Annotated in this window: 19 protein-coding genes and 1 pseudogene; 13 read left to right on the top strand and 7 right to left on the bottom strand. The window is 60.5% G+C overall.

What is annotated here, in order from left to right; all coding sequences use genetic code 11:
* Positions 1 to 193 precede the first annotated feature (193 nt).
* From AC07XF_RS27280 to AC07XF_RS27250, 7 genes are all read left to right on the top strand, one after another.
* Complete coding sequence (locus AC07XF_RS27280; protein ID WP_495028984.1) at positions 194 to 1,126, top strand: LysR substrate-binding domain-containing protein; 933 nt, start codon at positions 194 to 196, stop codon at positions 1,124 to 1,126.
* Between the two features lie 232 nt (positions 1,127 to 1,358).
* Positions 1,359 to 2,783, top strand: coding sequence for an aldehyde dehydrogenase (gene aldA / locus AC07XF_RS27275; RefSeq protein ID WP_495028983.1), 1,425 nt, complete (start codon positions 1,359 to 1,361; stop codon positions 2,781 to 2,783).
* A 192-nt stretch (positions 2,784 to 2,975) separates the two neighbouring features.
* On the top strand, positions 2,976 to 4,310 hold the full coding sequence (locus AC07XF_RS27270) for an MFS transporter (RefSeq protein ID WP_495028982.1): 1,335 nt from the start codon (positions 2,976 to 2,978) through the stop codon (positions 4,308 to 4,310).
* Between the two features lies 1 nt (position 4,311).
* Positions 4,312 to 5,529, top strand: coding sequence for a mandelate racemase/muconate lactonizing enzyme family protein (locus AC07XF_RS27265; RefSeq protein WP_495028981.1), 1,218 nt, complete (start codon positions 4,312 to 4,314; stop codon positions 5,527 to 5,529).
* A gap of 164 nt (positions 5,530 to 5,693) precedes the next feature.
* Positions 5,694 to 7,304 (top strand): GMC family oxidoreductase, encoded by a 1,611-nt coding sequence (locus AC07XF_RS27260; RefSeq protein WP_495028980.1) that lies wholly within the window; start codon positions 5,694 to 5,696, stop codon positions 7,302 to 7,304.
* Positions 7,305 to 7,418: 114 nt separating this feature from the next.
* The gene (locus AC07XF_RS27255; RefSeq protein WP_495028979.1) at positions 7,419 to 7,826 is read left to right on the top strand and encodes a response regulator; all 408 of its coding nucleotides are present in this window, start codon (positions 7,419 to 7,421) and stop codon (positions 7,824 to 7,826) included.
* Positions 7,827 to 7,886: 60 nt separating this feature from the next.
* Complete coding sequence (locus tag AC07XF_RS27250) at positions 7,887 to 8,552, top strand: HAD-IA family hydrolase (protein ID WP_495028978.1); 666 nt, start codon at positions 7,887 to 7,889, stop codon at positions 8,550 to 8,552.
* Between the two features lie 116 nt (positions 8,553 to 8,668).
* On the opposite strand, the gene AC07XF_RS27245 is transcribed toward AC07XF_RS27250, so the two are convergent.
* Both AC07XF_RS27245 and AC07XF_RS27240 read right to left on the bottom strand, forming a co-directional pair.
* Positions 8,669 to 9,328: a methyltransferase family protein gene (locus tag AC07XF_RS27245; protein ID WP_495028977.1), complete on the bottom strand. Its 660-nt coding sequence runs from the start codon at positions 9,326 to 9,328 to the stop codon at positions 8,669 to 8,671.
* Positions 9,329 to 9,440: 112 nt separating this feature from the next.
* On the bottom strand, positions 9,441 to 10,388 hold the full coding sequence (locus AC07XF_RS27240; RefSeq protein ID WP_495028976.1) for a GlxA family transcriptional regulator: 948 nt from the start codon (positions 10,386 to 10,388) through the stop codon (positions 9,441 to 9,443).
* Between the two features lie 124 nt (positions 10,389 to 10,512).
* Here AC07XF_RS27240 and AC07XF_RS27235 point away from each other — a divergent pair, with 124 nt between their 5' ends.
* On the top strand, positions 10,513 to 11,304 hold the full coding sequence (locus AC07XF_RS27235) for an SDR family NAD(P)-dependent oxidoreductase (RefSeq protein ID WP_495028975.1): 792 nt from the start codon (positions 10,513 to 10,515) through the stop codon (positions 11,302 to 11,304).
* A 102-nt stretch (positions 11,305 to 11,406) separates the two neighbouring features.
* Positions 11,407 to 12,339 (top strand): pyridoxal-phosphate dependent enzyme, encoded by a 933-nt coding sequence (locus AC07XF_RS27230; RefSeq protein WP_495028974.1) that lies wholly within the window; start codon positions 11,407 to 11,409, stop codon positions 12,337 to 12,339.
* Between the two features lie 53 nt (positions 12,340 to 12,392).
* On the opposite strand, the gene AC07XF_RS27225 is transcribed toward AC07XF_RS27230, so the two are convergent.
* Positions 12,393 to 12,713, bottom strand: a complete 321-nt coding sequence (locus AC07XF_RS27225; RefSeq protein WP_495028973.1) for a DUF2388 domain-containing protein — start codon at positions 12,711 to 12,713, stop codon at positions 12,393 to 12,395.
* A 193-nt stretch (positions 12,714 to 12,906) separates the two neighbouring features.
* Between AC07XF_RS27225 and AC07XF_RS27220 the strand changes: the two genes are divergently transcribed.
* Positions 12,907 to 13,503, top strand: a complete 597-nt coding sequence (locus AC07XF_RS27220) for a DinB family protein (RefSeq protein ID WP_495028972.1) — start codon at positions 12,907 to 12,909, stop codon at positions 13,501 to 13,503.
* Between the two features lie 108 nt (positions 13,504 to 13,611).
* Here AC07XF_RS27220 and AC07XF_RS27215 read toward each other — a convergent pair.
* The 3 genes and pseudogenes from AC07XF_RS27215 to AC07XF_RS27205 all read right to left on the bottom strand — a co-directional run.
* Positions 13,612 to 13,806: pseudogene (locus tag AC07XF_RS27215) on the bottom strand (LysR family transcriptional regulator); the annotation flags it as partial.
* Between the two features lie 194 nt (positions 13,807 to 14,000).
* Positions 14,001 to 15,404, bottom strand: coding sequence for a sensor histidine kinase (locus tag AC07XF_RS27210; protein ID WP_495028971.1), 1,404 nt, complete (start codon positions 15,402 to 15,404; stop codon positions 14,001 to 14,003).
* Positions 15,382 to 16,065 (bottom strand): response regulator transcription factor, encoded by a 684-nt coding sequence (locus AC07XF_RS27205; RefSeq protein WP_495028970.1) that lies wholly within the window; start codon positions 16,063 to 16,065, stop codon positions 15,382 to 15,384. The genes AC07XF_RS27210 and AC07XF_RS27205 overlap by 23 nt, the downstream gene beginning before the upstream one ends.
* A 148-nt stretch (positions 16,066 to 16,213) precedes the next feature.
* Here AC07XF_RS27205 and AC07XF_RS27200 point away from each other — a divergent pair, with 148 nt between their 5' ends.
* The gene (locus AC07XF_RS27200; protein ID WP_495028969.1) at positions 16,214 to 16,549 is read left to right on the top strand and encodes a YdcA family protein; all 336 of its coding nucleotides are present in this window, start codon (positions 16,214 to 16,216) and stop codon (positions 16,547 to 16,549) included.
* Between the two features lie 120 nt (positions 16,550 to 16,669).
* Here the strand turns inward: AC07XF_RS27200 and AC07XF_RS27195 are convergent, their stop codons facing one another.
* Positions 16,670 to 17,275 carry a glutathione S-transferase gene (locus tag AC07XF_RS27195; RefSeq protein ID WP_495028968.1) on the bottom strand — a complete coding sequence of 202 codons (606 nt, stop codon included), beginning with the start codon at positions 17,273 to 17,275 and terminating at the stop codon, positions 16,670 to 16,672.
* 370 nt (positions 17,276 to 17,645) lie between these two features.
* Between AC07XF_RS27195 and AC07XF_RS27190 the strand changes: the two genes are divergently transcribed.
* Both AC07XF_RS27190 and AC07XF_RS27185 read left to right on the top strand, forming a co-directional pair.
* Positions 17,646 to 18,050 carry a TraR/DksA family transcriptional regulator gene (locus AC07XF_RS27190; protein WP_007935965.1) on the top strand — a complete coding sequence of 135 codons (405 nt, stop codon included), beginning with the start codon at positions 17,646 to 17,648 and terminating at the stop codon, positions 18,048 to 18,050.
* 232 nt (positions 18,051 to 18,282) lie between these two features.
* Positions 18,283 to 19,893: a methyl-accepting chemotaxis protein gene (locus AC07XF_RS27185; protein WP_495028967.1), complete on the top strand. Its 1,611-nt coding sequence runs from the start codon at positions 18,283 to 18,285 to the stop codon at positions 19,891 to 19,893.
* The last annotated feature ends 95 nt before the right edge of the window (positions 19,894 to 19,988 follow it).

The following is a 19,988-nucleotide window of genomic DNA, read 5'->3' as shown; positions in this document are numbered from 1 at the left end:
CGCGAAAGCGGTGTGTCAGTTACATCAATGTTGACTGGCACACCGCTTTCGCGAGCAAGCCCGCTCCCACAGAAAAGCAGTGCGCGGTGATGTCCGGATTGTCCTACGCAACACAAAATCGCATGTTACTCAGGAAATTTCCTACAAGACGTGGGATGCTTTTGACCTGGTCAGTCTTCCGCGAGTGCCTTTCATGAAACGCAAAATGCCCGGCCTGAATGCCCTCAAAGCCTTCGAAGTGGCCGGCAGCACCGGGAGCTTTACCCGGGCCGCCGAATTGCTCAATGTCACCCAGAGCGCGGTCAGCCGCCAGGTGCGTCAGCTCGAAGAACAATTGGGCGAGAACCTGCTGGAGCGGCGGCATCATCACCTCGACCTGACCAGCGCTGGCCGGGTACTGTTGCGGGCGCTGCACCAGTCGTTCGACAAGATCGAGCTGACGGTGCGCAGCATCCAGCAGAAAACTCATTCCAACCGTCTGCACATCAACGCGCCGCCGACCTTCACCAGCCGCTGGTTGATGCCGCGGCTGGGGCGCTTGCGCGAGCAGCATCCGGAACTGGAATTGAGCATCACCACGCGCTTGCAGGACAGCCTGGCGGAGACCAGCACACTGGATTGTGCGATCCGTTTTGGCGATGGCGAATGGGACGGGCTCGACAGTTCGCTGCTGATCCAGGAACGGCATATCGCGGTGTGCGCACCGTCCTTGTATGCGCGGGAGTGGAGCGAGCAGGGCCTGGACCTCAATCGCCTGACGCTGCTGCATGTGCTGGCCCGGGAAGACCAGCGCTACCTGACCTGGAAACACTGGCTGGACGCGGCGCGCATCAGCGGTGTCGACACCCAGGGCGGTTATGAATTCGACCTGCTGGACCTGGCGATCCAGGCCGCCACCGATGGCCTGGGAATTACCATTGCCGACTGGCACATGGTTGCCTCGGAGCTGGCCAGCGGGCAGTTGACCCAGGTGCTGAACGTGCACGTCGACGGTCACCAGTCCTACTGGCTGGTGACCCGGCCGGAGCAGACCGAGATGCCGCAATTGCAGGTGTTCAGCCAGTGGTTGCAGGAGGAAGTCTGGTTGGCACAAAGGCAACTCGAACCCTCGACGGCGGCCGTCTAGCCACCGCTGAACTCCTTGTGGGAGCGGGCTTGCTCGCGAAGGCGTAATGTCAGACACCCACTCTGTCACTGATCCACCGCTTTCGCGAGCAAGCCCGCTCCCACAGGGAATAGCGTCGTTTTCGGGGTAACCTGCATTTTTCGAATGTTTCACAGCTCAATAAATCGTTTGTTCAACCCGGTCTGCATGACAAGACTGGCGGTATTGAAAAAAACAACGATGGGCGATTCACATGCGACTCGAGCGAAACTTTGTTAACGGCCACTTTATCGAACCGGCCAGCGATGCGTTGATCGCGGTCTACAACCCGGCGACCGAAGCGCTGGTGGGCCACGTCTCGGCGGCCACGGCCGATGAAGCCACGGCGGCGGTCGAAGCGGCCCAGGCAGCACAAAAAGTATGGGGCAAGCTCACCAGCATCGAACGTGCTGACCACCTGCGTGCCTTTGCTGATGCTCTCGAGGCCCGCGCGGTCAACATCGGTGAGGCCCTCGCCGCCGAATCCGGCAAGAGCGTGGCCGACGCCAGCAACGAAGCCCGCTACGCGGCACAGATCACCCGCTATCACGCAGAGTGGGCGCGCCGGATCGAAGGCGAGATCATTCCCAGCGATTCGCCGAACGAAAACCTGTTCCTGCACCGCGAACCGATTGGCGTGGTCGCCTGCCTGATTCCGTTCAACTACCCGGTCTACACCCTGCTGCGCAAAATCGCCCCGGCGCTGATCGCCGGCAACACCGTGGTGGTGCGCCCGAGCAACAACACGCCGACCTCGGCCTTCGAAATCGCCAAGGCTGTGCAGCAATCCGGCCTGCCAGCAGGCGTGGTGAACATCCTGACCATGGACCACGGCACTGCCGCTGTGGTCTGTACCCATAAAGCCGTGGGCCTGATCACCCTGACCGGCAGCGTCAACGCCGGGCGCATCGTGCTCGATTACTGCAAGGCCAATATCGCCAAGCCGTCCCTGGAACTGGGCGGCAAGACCCCGGCGATCATCGAGGCCGATGCCGACCTCGAAGCGGCCGCCAGTGCCATCGTCGCTTCCAAGACCACCCACTGCGGCCAGTTGTGCACGGCGGTGGAGCGGGTCTATGTGCAGGAAAGCGTCTACGACAAATTCCTCGGCTTGCTGAAAGAGAAAATCAGTGCCGTGAAATTCGGCGACCGCGCCACCGATGCCAGCCTGATGGGGCCATTGGTCAACGCCAGTTCGCAGCAGAACATCCACGCCATGGTCGAGCGCGCCATCGCCGACGGCGCGGTGCTGGAAACCGGCGGCGTGCTGCCTGAAGGCAAGGGCCATTTCTATCCGCCGACCCTGCTCAGCGGCTGCCGCCAGGACATGGAAATCATCCAGGAAGAAATCTTCGGCCCGGTGCTGCCAGTGCTCAAGTACCGCGACATCGACGAAGCCCTGGCCATGGCCAACGACCACCAGTTCGGCCTGTCGTCGGTGCTGTACACCGAGAACTATCGCACCGCGCAGAAAGTCGCCAACGCCATCGAGGCCGGCGAGCTGTACGTCAATCGCACCCCGGCCGACCCGTATCAAGGTTTCCACGCCGGCTGGAAACGCTCGGGCCTGGGCGGTGATGACGGCAAGCACGGCATGCTCGAATTCACCCAGACCCGTCTGGTGGTGATGAAGTACTGATTTACCCGGAGCACCCCTCTCGCTTATGTGGGAGCGGGCTTGCTCGCGAATGCGGAGTGTCAGCCTCCATCAATGCCGACTGATCCACCGCTTTCGCGAGCAAGCCCGCTCCCACATTGGCCTGAGTACACCCGAGATATATAAAAACAATTATTCGAGCGCCCGGACCACCGGGCGCCAGAGGTCTACTCGATGTCCAAGCAAGCATCCACTGCTGCCGCTGTTCAGGGTTCGAACGCGGGTCTTAAAAGCCACAGTGACAAGGGAAGTCGTTATTTCCAACTGATGCTGTTGGTGCTCGCCGCCGGTGCGATCTACCCGATCCTGTATCTGCGCCAGGTCTACCAGACCACCATGCTCGAAGTGTTCCAGATCAATCACAGTGAACTGGGTTATCTGTACTCGATGCTCGGCACGATATTCCTGTTGTCGTATCTGCCTAGCGGCTGGCTGGCGGATCGCATCGCACCACGTTTTTTGATTTTCTTCTCGCTGGTGGCTACCGGCGCCCTTGGCCTGTGGTACTCCACCGCGCCGTCGATGACCGGCCTGATGATCATCTTCGGTTGCTGGGGCCTGACCACCGGTTTGACCTTCTGGGCCTCGGTACTCAAGCGGGTGAAGATGATTGCCCATCACTCCGAGCAGGGCCGCTTCTTCGGCATCCTCGACGGTGGTCGCGGTCTGGTGGAAGCCTTGCTGGCAACGGTTGCCCTGGGCCTGTTCGCATTCGCCACCGAAACCCGCGGCGAGTCGGTGGCCGAAGGCTTCAAGCACGTGGTCTACCTGTATTCCTTCACCTGTATCGCCATCGGTTGTGTGCTGGTGCTGATCAAGGATCCGAAGTCGATGGAAGACACGGCGGCGGTGGAGAAGGGCAAGTTCAACCTGCTCGGCGACCTGACCACCTTGGTGAAAATTCCTGAACTGTGGCTGGTCACCGCCATTGTGTTCTGCGGTTACCACATCTTCTGGGCCACTTACAGTTTCTCCGATTACCTGCAGGGCGGCGGCATGACTGCCGTAATGGCCGGCACCATCACCACCATCAAATTGTGGATGCGCCCCATCGGCGGCATCGGCGGCGGCTGGCTCGGCGACAAGTTCTCCAACATTTCGGTACTGGTCGTCGCGTTGTTCCTCGCTTCCCTGGCGATGATCGGCCTGATCGTGTTCCCGGCGCTCAACAGCCTGGGCCTGCTGATCGGCACGGTGATTTTCATCGGCCTGATGACTTACGCCATTCGCGGGCTGTACTGGGCGATCCTCGACACCTGCAACATCCCGCTGCGCATCACCGGCCTGGCCATCGGCATTGTCTCGGTGGTGGGTTACCTGCCGGACGCCTTCATTCCCTTGATCAACGGCTACCTCACCGAGCATTTCCCCGGTGCCTTTGGCTACAAGCTGTATTTCGGCTACATCGCTTTCGTCGGCCTGCTCGGGACCCTGGCGGCCCTGACCCTGCGCGCACGGATCAATCGTAAATCCTTGAACACGACTTCTTTGAACAAGACAGGTGCCTGAGATGAAAATCGTCGCCCTTGAAACCCATATCGTTGCCGTTCCACCACCGCACATCGGCGGGATGTACTGGCTGTTCGTCAAGCTCAAGACTGACTGCGGCATCGAAGGCGTCGGCGAAATCTATGCCGCGACCTTTGGCCCCAAGGCCATGTTGCCGATCATCGAAGACGTGTTCGAACGCTACCTGCTCAACCAGGACCCGCACCACATCGAACGCTTTTTCCGTCAGGCCTATTCGAGCGGCTTCACCCAGCGCCCGGACCTGACCATGATGGGCGTGGTCAGCGGCCTGGAGATGGCTTGCTGGGACATCATCGGCAAGGCCGCGAACAAACCGGTGTACGAGTTGCTCGGCGGCAAGGTCCACGAAAAGCTGCGTTCCTACACCTACCTGTACCCGGTCAACAGCAAGGGCGAGTACGACTACGACGACCCCGACCTGGCCGCCGAGTGCGCCATCGAAAACATGAACAAAGGCTTCACCGCCGTCAAGTTCGACCCGGCAGGCCCGTACACCGCATATTCCGGTCACCAGATTTCTCTGGAAGTGCTGGAGCGCTGCGAGACCTTCTGCCGCAAGATCCGCGAAGCGGTGGGTGACAAGTGCGACCTGCTGTTCGGCACCCACGGGCAAATGGTGCCGTCCTCGGCGATCCGTCTGGCCAAGCGCCTGGAGAAGTACGACCCGCTGTGGTTCGAAGAACCGGTGCCGCCAGGCCAGGAAGACGCGATGGCGCAAGTCGCGGCCAAGACCAGCATCCCGATTGCCACCGGTGAACGCCTGACCACCAAGTACGAATTCTTCAAGCTGCTGCAGGCCGGCGGTGCGTCGATCCTGCAAATGAACGTCGCACGCTGCGGTGGCCTGCTGGAAGCGAAGAAGATTGCGAGCATGGCCGAAGCTTATTACGCGCAGATCGCCCCGCATCTCTACAACGGTCCGATTGGCGCGGCGGCGAGTTTCCAGCTGGCGACCTGCACGCCGAACTTCCTGATCCAGGAAAGCATCATGACCTGGGGCGGTTTCCATGCCGAAGTCCTGACCAAACCCTTGCAGTGGGAGGACGGCTACATCATCCCGTCCACCGAACCGGGCCTTGGCGTGGAGCTGAACATGGACGTGGTGCGCAAGCATTCGCCGTACACCGGGTCACGCCTGCACCTGCAAATGGCACCGACCCCGGCAGACGTCAAAGACACTTCGCCGGCCAGGGGCTGACGGGAGATTTTTGTAGGAGCGAGCTTGCTCGCGATGATCGTCAACGATAACGCTGGGGGCCTGATAACCCGCGGTGTTCTCAGGTTCATCGCGAGCAAGCTCGCTCCTACAGGGCGTGACCCATTCCGGCTTTTTTTGTACAACGACTTACGCGGTAACCGTGCATGACATACGACTACATCATCGCTGGCGCCGGCGCAGCAGGCTGCGTTCTGGCCAATCGCCTCTCGGCTTCCGGGAAACACACGGTGCTGCTGCTGGAAGCGGGCGGGAAAGACTCATCCTTCTGGTTCAAGATCCCGGTCGGCTTCGCCAAAATGTATTACAACCCGACCTTCAACTGGATGTACTACAGCCGCCCGCAAAAGCAGTTGAACAACCGCGAGATCTACGCCCCACGCGGCAAGGTGCAGGGTGGTTCGGGCTCGATCAACGCGATGATCTACGTGCGTGGCCAGGCCCATGACTTCGATGACTGGGCGGCCAACGGCAACGACGGCTGGAGTTTCAAGGACGTGCTGCCGTACTTCCGCAAACTGGAAAACCACCCGCTGGGTGACAGCGAGTACCACGGCGGCAGCGGCCCGATCAGCATCACCCCGATGAAGGGCCAGACCCATCCGATCTGCGATGTGTTTCTCAAGGGTTGCGATGAACTGGGTTACCCCATCAGCGACGATTTCAACGGGCCGAAATTCGAAGGTGCGGGCATCTACGACGTCAACACCCGCGACGGCCAGCGTTGCTCCAGCAGCTTCGCCCATTTGCACCCGGCATTAAGCCGGCCGAACCTTGCGGTCGAGCATTTTGCCCTGGTGGACCGGGTACTGTTTGACGACCGGCAACGTGCTACCGGGATCTCCATCACCCAGCACGGCGTGGTGCGAACCTTCAGGGCCAACAAGGAAGTGATCCTCTGCGCCGGTGCCGTGGACACACCGAAGATTCTGCAACTGTCCGGCGTGGCCGATCAGGCGCTGCTGGCCAGGCACAACATCCCGCTGGTCAAGCACCTGCCGGCGGTGGGGCAGAACCTGCAGGATCACCTGTGCGCCAGTTACTACTACAAGGCCAACATCCCGACACTCAACGATCAGCTCAGTTCGCTGGTCGGCCAGTTCAAACTGGGCCTGAAGTACCTGTTCACCCGCAAGGGCGCGCTGGCGATGAGCGTCAACCAGGCCGGCGGGTTCTTCCGTGGCGACGAGCGGCAGACCAACCCGAACTTGCAGTTGTACTTCAACCCGCTGTCGTACCAGATCCCGAAAAACAACAAGGCCAGTCTCAAGCCCGAGCCGTACTCAGGCTTCCTGCTGTGCTTCAACCCATGCCGGCCGACCAGTCGCGGGCACATCGAAATCGCTTCGAAAAACCCGCGGGATGCGGCGCTGATTGACCCGAATTACCTGAGCACCCAGAAGGACATCGACGAAGTGATCCAGGGCAGTCGCCTGATGCGCAAGATCATGCAGGCACCGGCGCTCAAGGGCATCACCGTCGAAGAAGTGTTGCCGGGACCGGTGGTCGAAACCGACGAACAGATGTTGCAGTACTTCCGCGAAAACAGTGGCTCGATTTACCACCTGTGTGGCTCCTGCGCCATGGGCTCGGACGAGCACAAATCGGTGGTGGACAAGCGCCTCAAGGTCCACGGGCTGGGCGGTTTGCGCATCGTCGATGCGTCGATTTTCCCCAACGTGACGTCGGGCAACACCCACGCCGCCGTGCTGATGGTGGCGGAGAAGGGGGCCGACCTGATCCTGCAGGACGCTTGATGCCGGTCACCTGGCTGTATCAAAAATGAATTTCCGCCGAATCCGCTGCTCATAACTTTAAGTGGCGGACTAGAACCCGCGAATTCATTGAGGCAATCAGGGAGCGGCACGGTCATGAGTCGAGTACCGACAGCGGGCGGAGATCTTCCTGGCGAGTTGATTCTGGTGGTCGAGGACGACCCGCTGATCCTGGAGTTTCTCTGTGAGATTCTTCAGGAGGAAGGTTTTGTCGTCGAGCCGCATATCAGTGCGGACGCGGCAGCCATCTATCTGGAACAGCATGCGCCGCAGGTGGGCTTGCTGCTGACGGACATCTCCATGCCCGGCACGCTCAATGGTGCGGACCTGGCCAACCAGTTCGGTGATCGCTGGCCGGACAAGCCGATCATGATCATGTCCGGTTTCGAAACCCCGGCCAGTTCCGGGGTGCGGCACGCCGTTTCGTTCATCAAGAAACCCTGGGCCATCGGTCCGTTGCTGGACTGTGTCGACGGCGCCTTCAAGTCCAGGAGACTCAACTGAACCGCTCGCAGATGCTACATTGCCGGGCAAATCCGTGCGGCACCTGCGAGGTTCTTTTCCTTGTCTGATCACTCTGTTTTCAACTCGACTTACCGTGCCTTTCTGTTCGACATGGACGGCACTGTCCTGACGTCCATTGCCGCCGCCGAGCGGGTCTGGACAACCTGGGCGGTGCGTCATGGTGTCGATGTCGAAACCTTCCTGCCGACCATTCACGGCACCCGTGCCATCGACACCATCAGGCGCCAGGGGTTGCCCGGGGTGGATGCCGAGGCCGAAGCCGCCTGGATTACCGAAGCGGAAATCGAGGATGTCGACGGGGTATTTGAAGTGGCTGGCGCAGCGGATTTTCTCAAGTCACTGCCGGCTCATCAGTGGGCCATCGTCACTTCCGCGCCACGGGAACTGGCGTTGCGGCGGATGGCGGCGGCGGGGATTGCGCAGCCTGAGGTGCTGGTGACTGCCGAGGACGTCACGGTGGGCAAGCCCGATCCTGCAGGGTACAAACTCGCGGCCCGGCGCCTGGGCGTCGAGCCTGCGCAGTGTCTGATTTTTGAAGACGCCACGGTGGGAATTCTGGCGGCCGAGGCGGCGGGGGCGGATTTGATGATTGTCACGGCAACCCATGAACAGCCGATCAAGACGTCCCATGCGACGTTGGCAAGTTATGAGTCGGTGCGGGTTCAGGTGGATGCCGCTGGGTCGATTCGATTGAAATCTGTGTAAATAACAGCAATCCCTGTAGGAGCGGGCTTGCCCGCGAAGGCGTCGGCACATCCAGTATCGATGTGACTGAAGAATCGCTTTCGCGGGCAAGCCCGCTCCTACTGGGGATGTGTGTGTCAGTAAAGTCCGGGAATCAGCCGCCAGGTGCGGGCGCAATAGGCCTCGTATTCGCTGCCGAACTGCGCTTTCAGCAAGGCCTCTTCTGAATGAATCCGGGCAATCAGCGGGATCAAGGTCAATGCGGCCAGCAACAACCCAACCCCCGAACGAAAGGCCAGCGCCCAGCCCACGGCGATGACCATCATCCCCAGATAACTGGGGTTGCGCAGGTTACGGTAAATCCCCTCGGTGACCAGTTGATGCCCCGGCTGGATGGCCACCAGCCCGCTGAAGCGCTTGCCCAGCACAAACACCGGCCACAACCGCAGCGCGCCGCCCACGATGAACAGCAGCGCCCCGAGCCAGCGCACGCCTTCACCACCGAAGGTCCAGAAATCGAGGCGGTCGGTATAGGCCGGCAGAAAGCCGCTCAACACACCGATCACGCCGAAAGCCGGGAGGACCCAGCGATTGGCCCGGTCTTCGCGCTCCCCCGAACTCAGGTTGACCTCGGTGAACAGTGATGCAATGGCCATGACCAGGGTGGCCAGGGCAACGACGACCAGAGAACCGTGGCTGAAATAAGCCGCGAAACCACCCAGTCCCCAGATCGCCAGGGCGAGGTAGGCGAGGGTGCTGACGATGGCGAAAAACGCCAGTTTGGCCGAAATTTTCATAAGTACCTCACACGCGCAGTAACGCCTCCTGTCATTGTAGGAGCTGGCTTGCCAGCGATAGCGTTTCCAGACTCAACACATCCTTCAGAGGCAATCGCCGACAAGCCGGCTGCTACACGAACATCTCCGCTCGCGCATTGCGCCGAATCACCTGTGGCGGTTGCCCGAACACCCGCAGGAATGTTTCACGCATGCGTCGTCGATCACTGAACCCGGTTTCCAGGGCGATCTGGTCGAGGGTCAGGCGTCCGCGTTCAAGCATCTGTCGCGCCGCTTCCAGGCGCAGGTTTTCGATGGCTTTGGCCGGCGATTGCCCGGTTTCTGCACGAAACGCCCGGCTGAATTGCCGGGGGCTGAGGTTGGCCACTTGCGCCAGTTGCTCCACCGAAAGCGGTTGCGCGAGGTGTTCCCGGGCGTAGCCGAGCACGGCTTGAATGCGATCGGATTTCGGCTCCAGCTCCAGCAGCGCCGAGTGCTGCGACTGGCCGCCAGCGCGGCGGTGGTACATCACCAGTTTCTGTGCCACTGCCCGGGCCAACTCGGCGCCGTGGTCTTTTTCGACCATGGCCAATGCGAGGTCGATACCCGCTGTCATGCCGGCGGAGGACCAGATCGAACCGTCGATCACATAGATGCGATCGGCTTCGACCTTGATCGCCGGAAACCGCGCTTGCAGTTCCCGGGCGTAGGCCCAGTGGGTGGTGGCCCGCCGCCCGTCGAGCAAACCGGCCTGGGCCATGACGAACGCCCCGGAGCAGATCGACGCCGTACGGCGTGCCGTGTTGATGCTGGCCCGCAGGTAATCCAGCACGGCCTCGGGTGCCTGATTGATGATTGAGTCGCCACCGACCACGATCACTGTGTCGAATACGCGCCCATCGAATGCCTCCGTGCCGACGCTCAAGCCGCCGGAGGCCCGCAGGTTGTGTCCGTTTTCGGACAGCACGCGCACGTCATACAGCGCCTCTGCGGCACTGAAATTGGCGTACTCGAACACGGGCATGGCGGCCAGCGCCATGGACTGGAAACCTTCGAAAACCACGAACGCCACGCTGATCATAGATCTGTCCTCAAACGGTTGTGTCCGAAAAACGTACTTTAAACGTCATTTGAGACGGGCGTAAGTCCCTTTATAACGGACTGCACCCGGCGAATCTCTCGCCTCACCCTAGAGGAATTGCACCATGGCTCTCTCATCCAAAGGCACTGCACTGATCACCGGCGCTTCTTCGGGCATTGGCGCGGTGTATGCCGATCGCCTCGCCCGGCAGGGTTATGACCTGATTCTGGTGGCCCGCAGCCAGGCCCGGCTCAATGCCCTGGCCAACCATTTGAGCGACGAAACCGGGCGCACCGTGGAAGTGGTTGCCGCCGACCTGAAAAACAAGGCGGATTCGCTGCGGATCGAACAGATCCTGCGCAGCGACGCCAGTATCACCCTGTTGGTCAACAACGCCGGGGTCGGTGGCGTCATGCCGCTGCTCGCAAGTCCCGTGGACGACATGGAAGCGATGATCAACCTCAACGTGACTGCGTTGATGCGCCTGGCCTATGCGGCTGTACCGGGCTTCGTCGCCCGGGGCAACGGCACCGTGATCAATATCGCCTCCATCGTCGCCATCGCCCCGGAAATCCTCAACGGCGTGTATGGCGGGACCAAGGCGTTTGTCCTGGCGCTGAGCCAGTCGATGCAGCATGAACTGGCAGACAAAGGCGTACGCATCCAGGCGGTGTTGCCGGGGGCGACCGCCACCGATTTCTGGAGCGAGGCCGGCAATCCGGTGGAAAACCTGCCGAAAGAAATCGTGATGTCTGCCGAAGACATGGTCGATGCCGCGCTCATTGGCCTGGCGGCCGGCGAAGTGGTGACCATTCCGGGCCTGCACGATGGCAGTCAGTGGGACCGTTACGAAGCCCAGCGCAAGACGCTGTCCGGGTTGTTTGGCAACTCGACAGCGGCGCCGCGTTATCGCTGAGACAGTCCCCCGGACCGGGTGAACTAAACTTGCATGAGAGGACCGTTCACCGCTGGCTCGTCGACCTGTTCGGCGAGCCGGTGGCGCGTAACAGGAATCGATATGCTTCACATCCGAACGCCTTTGATTCTGCACCCCGGCCTGTCGACCCCGACCCGCCGTATCTGGCTGAAACTGGAAAACCTGCAACCTGGCGGCTCGTTCAAAATACGCGGCATCGGGTTGCTGTGCAGCCGGGCGGCGCAGCAGGGCAAGCGCAAGGTGGTCTGTCCCTCCGGCGGTAACGCGGGACTGGCCACGGCCATGGCCGCTGCATGCCTGGGGCTCAAGGCATGCATTGTGGTGCCGCACACCACCCCGCAAAGCACCCGGGCGCGGATCAGCAAGACCGGCGCCGAGGTGATCGTGCACGGCAAGGTCTGGGACGAAGCCAATCAACGGGCACGAGAACTTGCCCAGGACCCACGCACTGAATTCGTGCCGGCCTTCGACCACCCGGTGTTGTGGGAAGGGCACAGCACGATGGTCGATGAAATCCTTGCCGACTGCCCGCCAGTGGATGTGTTGGTGGCATCGGTGGGCGGCGGTGGCTTGCTGGCGGGGCTGCTCACCGGCCTGATTCGTCATCGGCACACCGATTGCCGCATCGTTGCCTGCGAAACCGAGGGCGCGGCGTCGTTCGCCGCGGCAGTGGCGGCAGGGCACCCGGTCAAATTGCCGAAAATAGACACGGTCGCCACCTCCCTGGGCGCCGCGCAAGTGGCCGCCTGGCCGGTCAGGCACATCGGCGATTTCCCTTATGAGTGCGTGGTCCTCAGTGATGATGAGGCGATCATGGGCGTGGTGTGTTACGCCAATGATTTGCGTCAGTTGGTCGAGCCGGCGTGCGGGGTTTCATTGGCGATTGCCTACCTGGATCACCCGGCGATTGCCGACGCCCATGACGTGGTAATCGTGGTGTGCGGCGGGGTGAGTATCAACGCGCAACTCGTGGCCGGGTGGGCGCGCTTGTCCACTGGCACGCAGGCCAGGTAGGGCTGGAAACGCTATCCCGGTGTCACAAGCCCCACCGCTGGCGATGACGGTCTTCAATGATCGGTGGCAACGCCTTCCTGAACGAGGATGGCGCGGGCCAGGTCTTCGTCGCTTGCGTTGTTGAGGGCTGGATTGTCCTGACGGATTTTTTTCAGCACCGCCTCCAGATAAGCACCACGAATCGCACCGCCGCTGGCGACGAAGCTGGAGGCGTCATCCCGGGCGGGAATCATGAGTTTGTGGTCTTTGAACGTTGAGTACAGCGAGGCGGAAACCCCGGCCGAGGTGGCGACATCTTCGGCATCCACTTTGGCCAGAGCCGAACCGAAAGGCAAACAAAGTACTAAGGATGAAATGATAAACAGACGGCGCATGACGGTGTCCTCCGACAGCATGAAGCATAAGTGAAGTACCACATAATTTAGGATGCGTGGCGGTCGCCGAGAGTTCCCTGGCGCCGTCGACCGCGTGGTGGCGCTGCTGAACGACCGATGATCAGTGTTGGTGCTGCCCGTCGGCCAACGGGTCTATGCTGGGGAGTGCGCCTATCGCCATCGGAGAACTCTGATGATCACCGTACGCACTGCCTGTCTGCTGGCCGATTACAAACGTTGGGCCAATCAGCGTCTCTTTGACAGCCTCGCGGCGCTCCCTCCGGGCGAAGTCAAAAAAGAACGGGTGTCGGTGTTCAAAAACATGATCGGCACCCTCAATCACGTCTACGTGGTGGATTGCATCTGGCGGGCGCACCTTGAAGGTCGAGGGCATGGCTTCAAGACTTCGCACGACCTGCTGCATGCCGATCTGTTCGAACTGCGCTTGGCGCAAAAAGAGATCGATCGCTGGTATTGCGACTGGAGCGCCCGGCAAACCGATGCCTCCCTGGACAAGTCCGTGGAGTTCACCTTCGTTTCGGGCGAAAGCGGCATCATGAGCGCCGGCGCGATGCTGATGCACGTGGTCAACCACGCCAGCTATCACCGTGGCTGGGTGGTGCAGATGTACTTCGAGATTCCGGCCATGCCACCGGTGACCGACATGCCGGTGTACCTGCGCGAGTCCGCCCCGGCGTTGTTCCGCTCGGTCAACGCCCCGATAGTGGAACCGCCATGTGCTGTGCAATTTTCGAGCGCAACCAGCGTTCTGCCGGATCGTTATCGTTGACTCCGTTCCAGACCATCGACAGTTCGGACAGGTTGATATCAAACGGCGCATCGTCCGCCCGCAATTGGCTGCTGCCTTCGATCAACGCACTGGCCGCGTAATCCGGCACGGTGGCAAGGTTCGTCCGTTGCGTACCAGAAACGGGTCGTCGAACAGATCACGCAACTTTGCCAGCGACGCGCTGACGGCGGGCTGGCCGAGGAACAGTTTTTCCCCGGCCCGGGTCAGGTTCTTCTCGAACATCAGGGTTTCGAAAATCACCAACAGGTTCATGTCCACGCGGCGCAGGTCGTTGCGGTTCATGGTGGCGGCTCAGTGGGTTTTGGGGTCTTTTCAGTAAAGCAGCAAACCCTGCGGAATCTAGAATTTGCTGATGACCTGTGGGAGCGGGCTTGCTCGCGAAAGCGGAGAGTCAAACAACATATTTGTTGGATGAGAAACCGCATTCGCGAGCAAGCCCGCTCCTACATTGGACACTCATTGTTTTGGAGTGCGTATCAGGTCGGTGCAATCAAACTCTGCCGACAGTCGAGCACCAGCCGCGCGCCACCGAGTTCGCTGTTGCCCACCTCCAGCGTAAACCCGTGCAGGCTGACAATCGCCGCGACGATGGACAGCCCCAACCCGAAGCCGCTTTTTTGATTGCCCGCCTCGGCACGATAGAAACGCTGGAACACCGCCTCACGTTCTGCCTCGGGAATGCCCGGGCCGGAGTCGAGCACTTCGATCCGTGTATGCCCGCCATCGTTGACGCCACGCAAAATCACCGCGCCACCGGGCGGGGTGAATTTGATCGAGTTGCTCAGCAGGTTCGCCACGGCTTCGAACAGCAGTGCCCGGTCGCCATTGAGGGGTGGCAAGGAGGCGGGCAGATGCAGTTGAAAAACCAGGCCGTCGTCTTCCGCCAGGGGCAGATAGAACTCATGCAGTTCTTGCAGCAACGGTACCGGGTCCAGTTGCACGAAACCGGAGCGGCGCTGGCGATCTTCCAGCTCGGAAATTCGCAGTAAGCCGCGAAAACGCGCCATCAGCGTGTCGGCCTCGGCCAGCACCAGGTCCAGTTGCATCGCTTGCGGCGAGCCTTCGCCGGCCTGCTGCTGCATGCGGTAAAGCTGCGCACGCAGGCGGGTCAGGGGCGTGCGCAGGTCATGGGCGATGTTGTCGCACACGCCCTTGACCTCGTTCATCAAGCGCTCGATGCGTTCGAGCATGGCGTTGACGATGGCGGCGAGCATGTCCAGTTCGTCACGCCGATTGGACAGTGGCAAGCGCCGGCTCAGGTCGCCGGCGACGATGGCTTCGGCGCTGGCCTGAATCCCGCGAATGCGTCGCAATGGACGGCGCCGCAGCAAATACCAGCCGACGATGCCCGGCACAATGGTCAGGGTCACCCCCCAGAACAAGGCGTGCAGGATGATCCGGGTCACGGCAAACAACGAACCGTTGTCACGTACCAGCACCAGCCAGCGGCCGTCGAGGGTGCGGGTCGCCACGGCGTCGCAACTGTCGGCGGGCAGCGTCTGGTCGTCGGAGTCGTCGGAGGCATCGCAGTCGTTGAGCATGTGGATCTTGCCATCGAGCGGCAAGCCGTCCGGAATGTAGCGCAGGGCGCCGCTAAGGTAACGGTGTTGGGCATCGAACAGGCCGTAGGCGTCGATGCCGCGGATGTCGAAGGTCATGCTGACGGCGAGGGCGTCCACCAGTTGCTCGCCGGAGAAGCGCGAAAACAGGTGCTGGCGTTGCATCAGCGAATGCTTGGCCAGGTTATCCAGGTAAGCGGAAACCTCGTAGTACATGACCCCCATGAGAATCCCGCTCCAGATCACGAACAGCGAACTGTAGAGCGCGAGCAGACGACTGCTGGAAGAGCGCCAGCCTTTAGACGGGTTCGGCAATGACATAACCCGAGCCTCGCACGGTCCGAATCAGTGGGACATTGCCAGGCGGGTCGATCTTCTTGCGCAGACGGCCGATGTGTACGTCGATCAGGTTGGTGCCGGGGTCGAAGTGGTAACCCCAGACTTCTTCGAAAATCATCATCCGCGACAGGATTTGCCCGGTGTTGCGCATCAGAAATTCCAGCAACTTATATTCGGTGGGCAACAGCGTCAGCAGTTGGCCGTCGCGGCTGGCTTCGTGGCTGATCAGGTTCAGTTCCAGATCCGCCACCCGCAGCGTAGTGGCCTGGGCGGTCACGGTGTTCTGTCGGCGCAGCAGGACTTCGACCCGGGCGGCCATTTCATCGGTGGCGAAGGGTTTGGTCAGGTAGTCGTCGCCGCCAGCGCGCAAGCCGCGCACGCGCTCATCGACATCGGACAGTGCGCTGATCATCAGGATCGGCGTGGCCACGCCCATGGTCCGCAGCGTGGTGACGATCGCCAGGCCATCGAGCTCGGGCAACATGCGGTCGAGGGTGATCAGGTCATAGTTGCCGTTGACCGCACGCTCCAGCCCTTCGCGGCCATTGTCGACCCAGTCGACGTCGAGGCCGTGGTTACTCAGTTCGGCGACAATTTCCCGGGCGGTCACGGCGTCGTCTTCGATGGTCAAGATGCGAGTCATAGGGCTGGCCTGATAAGCAGTTCAATACGAAGTTGCGGACATTTTGCCAAGAATTGCCAGCAACTTAATAAATTAACTTTCATCTGGCTGGGGTCGCTGTTCGCAACATTGATATCATTGAGCCACAATTTCAATAGGGGGCTGCATTGTGCGTAATTCGATCCGCTGTGGCTGGCTGCCGATTTGTCTGTTGCTGTTCAGTGTTTTCAGTTCATCTGCCTGGGCTGGCAATACACCCTGCTCCGGCAAGAAGGGTGGAATCGATCGATGTGACGGCGAACTGTTCCTGTGTAATGACGGCTCCATCAGCGGGTCGAAAAAAAGTTGCTCGGCAATGTTTGGCGGTAAAAGCCAGGCGCGACCGCAAGCGTTTGTCCAGGACCCGCAGGATTGCTCCTGTGGCACCGGTTCGTTTTGTACCGGGCCCAGAGGCGGCGTTTACTGCCTGACCCCAAGTGGCAATAAAAGCTATAAGCGCAAATAAACAATGCATGTGTCGCCTGACCCGGCGCCATCGCGAGCAAGCTCGCTCCCACAGTGATCGCGTTTTCCTGTGGGAGCGGGCTTGCTCGCGAAGACGGCAGGTCAGGCGAAGCGAGTCTATCTATTCGATCGGTGTATCCACAAACACCTCAAGTCCCTCGGCATACTTCGTGAACGCGGCGATCCGCGGAAACTGCGCCGCATTCACCTGATCCGGCACCACCAGGTTGGTAAAACTCCAGGCCACGGCAAGGGTGATGCCATCCTGCTCGATCGAACCGTCAGTCTTCAGAGGCTGCTTTTCCAGCTCCCGCTCCAGCGCCGAATAGGCCGCCACCAGCTGTCCTTCGACCCGCTGCACCCAAGGTTCGAATTGAATTTCCGCCGGCCGCAGGTTGCGCTCGTAGTAAAGCTGCACGGACTTTTCGCTGGCGGCCAGCGCCAGGCCAATCAGGCGCAATGCGCGCAGGCGCTGATTCGGTTCGACGGGCATCAGAGTGGCGCCGGCCATGGTTTCCAGGTAGTCGATGATCAGTGTCGAATCCATCAACACGTCGCCGTCATCCAGCACCAGGGTGGGCGCCTTCACCACCGGGTTGATCTGCTGGAATTGTTCGAAGTGGCGGAACACCGAGACCGATTGATGTTCCAGTGCGATTCCCAGGCATTTGGCAGAAATGGCGGCGCGCCTTACGTAGGGCGAGTCGAGCATACCGATCAGCTTCATGGTCCTTTCCTTTATATGGCCATTTCGGGAGGGACAACCTTAGCTGAGGTTCGCGGCCCTGCAAATGACAGTGAAAATTGCCCGGTGGAAGCCGTTTGTCTTCTATATACAGCCGCTCGATTGAATTTCTTGCTATAAACGCACTCCGATTACCGCCTCAAAGCCAGCCATAGAGCATTTTCAGGGCTTTGTCGGACAAATTCGCTGTCTTTTCAGTTGCTGAGGCCTCAAGTCGGCCGTAGACTGCCGCCCCTCGTAAATTGAGTGCCGGGTGGCGCTTGGAACAAACGGCGCCTTTCCGCTGGCCTGCCCAGGTCTGCCGGAACGCTCCCTTATTCGCCTTAATGCACGTTTTTTTATAGAGATATCAATGACAAAGGACAAGTTGCTGGCCATGCCGGCGGATGACTACATGAATGCCGAGCAACATGCTTTTTTCTCAGAGCTGTTGCAGAACATGAAAGTCGAAACCCATGAGCGCATCGAACAGAACCGCATCGCGATCGAAAGCCTGGACACCCCGGCCGATCCGGCAGACGCGGCTTCGGTTGAAGAAGAGCGCACCTGGCTGGTGAACGCGATCGATCGCGACCAGCGCATGCTGCCTCAGTTGGAACAAGCACTGGAACGCATCAAGGAAGACAGCTTCGGCTGGTGCGACGACAGCGGCGAGCCGATTGGCCTCAAGCGTCTGCTGATCAGCCCGACCACCAAGTACTGCATCGAAGCTCAAGAACGCCACGAGCAAATCGACAAGCACCAGCGTCAGGCCTGATTCTGCGAGGCAGCCCCTTTGATCCGGGCTGCCTTGAAAAGATCGCAGCCTGCGGCAGCACCTACGCAATTGAAGTAGGGCGCTGTCGCAGGCTGCGATCTTTGTTTTCTGCTGTCCTCGATTTTCCGGTTCTTCTATTGATCTGCTGCAACGTTCGCGACTAAAGGCTCATGGATAATGGCCCTATAGTGGCGCTTAATGCGAAGACAACAATTAGAAGCTTTCCGGGGTGATGATGATGACGAGGGACGGATCTCTGGTTGCGGCAATGCCTGCACCAGTGCTTTTGCCGAAAAACCGCTGGCTGACACCGACACTGCAAAGCATTGCCATGATGCTGTTGTTATGTGGCATCACGCTGGGCGATGGGTCGCTCTACCTTGGCCTGCCCCTGGCCGTATTGATTATCTGGCTGCCTCGCCTGCGTTCGCGCGCTACCCCGGAGGCTGCTATTCCCGTCAACCCCGATGCCATCGGCGAGTTGACTCGCGATCTTTCCTACACCACCAGCCATAACGCGCTGTCGGCCGCCGGTGTCGCGTTTTCGGTTCGGCAGTTGGCGGACAAGTTGCAATCGCAGCTCACGGCGGCGGCACAGATCGTCAGTAATGCCGAAGTCATGATCACCACCGAACAGGCCACCTCGACGCTCAGTCGCCAGGCACTGAGTGCCGCCGGCGAGGCGCATCAAAGCGGGGTGGCCGGGCGCACGGAATTGAGCGAGTCCATTGCGCGCATGCATCAGCTCAGCCAGCGTGCCAGCAACAGCCGCGAACTGATCGAAGCCTTGAGCCTGCGCAGCGATGATATCCAGCGAGTGACCCAGGTGATTCAATCTATCGCCAGCCAGACCAACCTGTTGGCGTTGAACGCAGCGATAGAAGCGGCGCGGGCGGGGGAGCACGGTCGCGGGTTTGCAGTGGTGGCCGACGAGGTTCGCGGGCTGGCCGCACGCACGGCGACCGCCACTGGCGAAGTCGGCGAGATGGTGGCCGATATCCAGCAACGCACTGCGCAGGTGGTGGAGCAGATCCGCCAACTGTCCAGCGACCTGGACACCGGCGTCGAGCAAGTCGAACGGACGGGACAGCAGCTGGAGAACATTGCCCGTCTGGCGGCCAGTGTCGAATCCCGGGTCGGGGAAATCGCCCACGGGGCGGACACCAACCGTGAACAACTCGACAGCCTGTTTCACGCCATCGAACAGATGCGCAGCGACCTGGCGGTCAGCGACCAGCAGACTCAGCGTCTGGCCCATGCGGCGGTACAAATGGAAGGCCAGGCCGAAACCATCAGCGAGCGTCTTGCCGAGGTGGGGCTGGATGACTATCACCAGCGGATCTATGACCTGGCGCGGGAAGGCGCGAGCCAGATTGCAGCGCGTTTCGAAGCGGATATCGACGCCGGTCGAATCAGTCTCGACGATTTGTTCGACCGCAATTACCAGACTATCCCCAATACGAGCCCGGCCAAGTACCAGACCCGCTTCGACCGCTACACCGATCAGGTTCTGCCGGCGATCCAGGAACCGTTGTTAGCGCGCCACGAAGGATTGGTGTTCGCCATCGCCTGTACCCAGCAGGGTTATGTGCCGACCCACAACAGTGTGTTCAGTCAGGCGCTGACGGGCGACGCGCAGATCGATGCCCTGCAGAACCGGACCAAGCGCAAGTTTGCTGATCGCACCGGGATTCGCTGTGGCAGCCATCAGAAGGCCGTGCTGCTGCAAACCTATACACGTGATACCGGAGAGTTGATGCACGATCTCTCGGTGCCGATCACGCTCAAGGGCAGGCATTGGGGCGGTTTGCGCCTGGGCTACAAACCGGAAAATCCACGCTAGAAAACCCGGGTTGCCGGGTAATGCTGTTCAGTTAAGGATTCTGTAGGAGCGAGCTTGCTCGCGATGGACTCAAGAGCGCCGCGTTTAGTCAGTAA

The organism is Pseudomonas sp. GW821-FHT01C01 (genome assembly GCF_059422645.1).
This window is presented reverse-complemented; position numbering and strand designations above follow the sequence as displayed.

What these genes read in the sequence shown, in the direction of transcription:
- AC07XF_RS27280 (WP_495028984.1), top strand. Translation starts at nt 194, where the DNA reads ATGAAACGCAAAATGCCCGGCCTGAATGCCCTCAAAGCCTTCGAAGTG.
- aldA (WP_495028983.1), top strand. Translation starts at nt 1,359, where the DNA reads ATGCGACTCGAGCGAAACTTTGTTAACGGCCACTTTATCGAACCGGCC.
- AC07XF_RS27270 (WP_495028982.1), top strand. Translation starts at nt 2,976, where the DNA reads ATGTCCAAGCAAGCATCCACTGCTGCCGCTGTTCAGGGTTCGAACGCG.
- AC07XF_RS27265 (WP_495028981.1), top strand. Translation starts at nt 4,312, where the DNA reads ATGAAAATCGTCGCCCTTGAAACCCATATCGTTGCCGTTCCACCACCG.
- AC07XF_RS27260 (WP_495028980.1), top strand. Translation starts at nt 5,694, where the DNA reads ATGACATACGACTACATCATCGCTGGCGCCGGCGCAGCAGGCTGCGTT.
- AC07XF_RS27255 (WP_495028979.1), top strand. Translation starts at nt 7,419, where the DNA reads ATGAGTCGAGTACCGACAGCGGGCGGAGATCTTCCTGGCGAGTTGATT.
- AC07XF_RS27245 (WP_495028977.1), bottom strand. Translation starts at nt 9,328, where the DNA reads ATGAAAATTTCGGCCAAACTGGCGTTTTTCGCCATCGTCAGCACCCTC.
- AC07XF_RS27240 (WP_495028976.1), bottom strand. Translation starts at nt 10,388, where the DNA reads ATGATCAGCGTGGCGTTCGTGGTTTTCGAAGGTTTCCAGTCCATGGCG.
- AC07XF_RS27235 (WP_495028975.1), top strand. Translation starts at nt 10,513, where the DNA reads ATGGCTCTCTCATCCAAAGGCACTGCACTGATCACCGGCGCTTCTTCG.
- AC07XF_RS27230 (WP_495028974.1), top strand. Translation starts at nt 11,407, where the DNA reads ATGCTTCACATCCGAACGCCTTTGATTCTGCACCCCGGCCTGTCGACC.
- AC07XF_RS27225 (WP_495028973.1), bottom strand. Translation starts at nt 12,713, where the DNA reads ATGCGCCGTCTGTTTATCATTTCATCCTTAGTACTTTGTTTGCCTTTC.
- AC07XF_RS27220 (WP_495028972.1), top strand. Translation starts at nt 12,907, where the DNA reads ATGATCACCGTACGCACTGCCTGTCTGCTGGCCGATTACAAACGTTGG.
- AC07XF_RS27210 (WP_495028971.1), bottom strand. Translation starts at nt 15,404, where the DNA reads ATGTCATTGCCGAACCCGTCTAAAGGCTGGCGCTCTTCCAGCAGTCGT.
- AC07XF_RS27205 (WP_495028970.1), bottom strand. Translation starts at nt 16,065, where the DNA reads ATGACTCGCATCTTGACCATCGAAGACGACGCCGTGACCGCCCGGGAA.
- AC07XF_RS27195 (WP_495028968.1), bottom strand. Translation starts at nt 17,275, where the DNA reads ATGAAGCTGATCGGTATGCTCGACTCGCCCTACGTAAGGCGCGCCGCC.
- AC07XF_RS27190 (WP_007935965.1), top strand. Translation starts at nt 17,646, where the DNA reads ATGACAAAGGACAAGTTGCTGGCCATGCCGGCGGATGACTACATGAAT.
- AC07XF_RS27185 (WP_495028967.1), top strand. Translation starts at nt 18,283, where the DNA reads ATGATGATGACGAGGGACGGATCTCTGGTTGCGGCAATGCCTGCACCA.